This is a genomic window from Autumnicola musiva (assembly GCF_031846585.1).
Lineage (GTDB): Bacteria > Bacteroidota > Bacteroidia > Flavobacteriales > Flavobacteriaceae > Autumnicola > Autumnicola musiva.
Window position 1 is genome coordinate 1 of sequence record NZ_JAVRHK010000057.1, and the last position, 1649, is coordinate 1649.

The 1649-nt window shown below is 41.2% G+C and carries 2 protein-coding genes; both read right to left on the reverse strand.

Annotation, left to right across the window (positions count from 1 at the left end; all coding sequences use genetic code 11):
• Positions 1 to 855: TRAP transporter substrate-binding protein (locus RM539_RS19785; RefSeq protein WP_311505148.1), on the reverse strand; the 855-nt coding region annotated here is incomplete at its 3' end.
• 20 nt (positions 856 to 875) lie between these two features.
• On the reverse strand, positions 876 to 1547 hold the full coding sequence (locus tag RM539_RS19790; RefSeq protein ID WP_311505149.1) for a bifunctional 4-hydroxy-2-oxoglutarate aldolase/2-dehydro-3-deoxy-phosphogluconate aldolase: 672 nt from the start codon (positions 1545 to 1547) through the stop codon (positions 876 to 878).
• Positions 1548 to 1649 lie beyond the last annotated feature (102 nt).

Below are 1649 nucleotides of genomic sequence, written 5' to 3' on the forward strand. Positions count from 1 at the left end.
TGGACGAATTATAGTTACACCAGCTTTTTTCATCCCATTTAATGCTTCCTCCTCAGATTGTTGCCATAGTTTCTTCTGATAAACCGAAGATTCTTCAGCTGCTTCCTTTAGCCATTTCTGTTGCTGAGTAGTTAATTTATCCCAGATAATGCTACTTATTAATAACTCATCTGGAACCGCTGTATGTTCGTCCATAGTGTAGTAGGAGCATACTTCGAAATGATTATTCAGGTAATAACTTGGCAGGTTATTTTCAGCACCATCCACAATTCCTTGCTGAAGTGCTGTATACAATTCCCCCCAGCTAATTGGGGTTGGAGAACCACCTAAATTCTTTACTGTATTTATTGCAGTCTGGCTCTGCATCACCCTCAATTTTAAGCCTTGTAAATCCGAAGGTGACTCTATGGGCTTATCTGCGTAAAAATTTCGAGTACCGGAATCATAAAAAGTTAGCCCTATTAGGTTCTTATCCCTACTACTTTCCAATAATTCTCGCCCAATTTCACCTTCAAGAACATTAAATCGATGCTCACTGTTTCTGAAGAGATACGGTAGATTTAATACCTTGAACTCTTCAGCAAAATTTTCCATTGTAGCGGCAGAAACCTTTGTCATTCCCAGACTACCTATTTGGAGTAATTCTACACACTCCCGCTCTGAACCTAATTGTTGGTTGGGATAAATCTTAATAGTCATTGTGCCACCTGATTTTTCCTCCAACCGCTTTGACATAGAAACCATAGCTTTATGTACAGAATGTGAAGTATCTAAACCATGACCTAATCGTATTACCTTTGTTTCGTCCTCGGAATCACATCCGGAAAACAATACAGGCAAAAAAACTAAAATCAAAAATGTAATTTTATAAAATTTCATATTCTCAAAGATTCTACTATTTCTATTGAACACTTTATACTCTCCTTTATTTTTTCATAATCAAAGCTGCCATCTTCCTTTTTCTGAAAAAGCTTGGAACCGATTCCCACGCAGTGTACGCCGGCATTAAACCATTCTTTCAGGTTTTCTTCCGTAGGGCTTACCCCGCCGGTAGGCATGATGCTCGCCCATGGAAGCGGACCTCTGACCGCTTTTACGAAAGCCGGCCCTCCAACCTGGCTTCCCGGGAAGATCTTTACCACTTCAGCGCCAAGTTCTTCTGCATAGGAAATTTCAGTAACAGAACCACAACCCGGCATCCAGGATACTTTCCGGCGGTTACAGGTTTTGGCCATTTCCGGATTCACAATTGGGGAAACTATAAAGTTTGCGCCCAATTGCAGGTATAATGACGTGGTGCCGGCATCTAAAATGGAACCTACACCCAATATCATCCCCTCCAGGTTCTGGGTAACGTATTTATTCAGTTCTCCAAAAACCTCATGGGCATAATCACCGCGATTGGTAAATTCAAATACCCGTGCCCCGCCATCATAACAGGCTTTGACCACCTTTTTGCAGGTTTCCAGGTCTTTATTATAAAACACCGGTACTACACCGGTTGCTTTGGTAGCCTGGGCTACCGCTATTCGTGTAAATGTTGCCATTTGTTTCTTATTCTTAAACTTTTAAATCTTCAGACCTCACAGGTTTTAAAAAATCTGTGAGGTCCTTTCTATTGCTATCGTTTAATCCTGCCCCCGGTACTG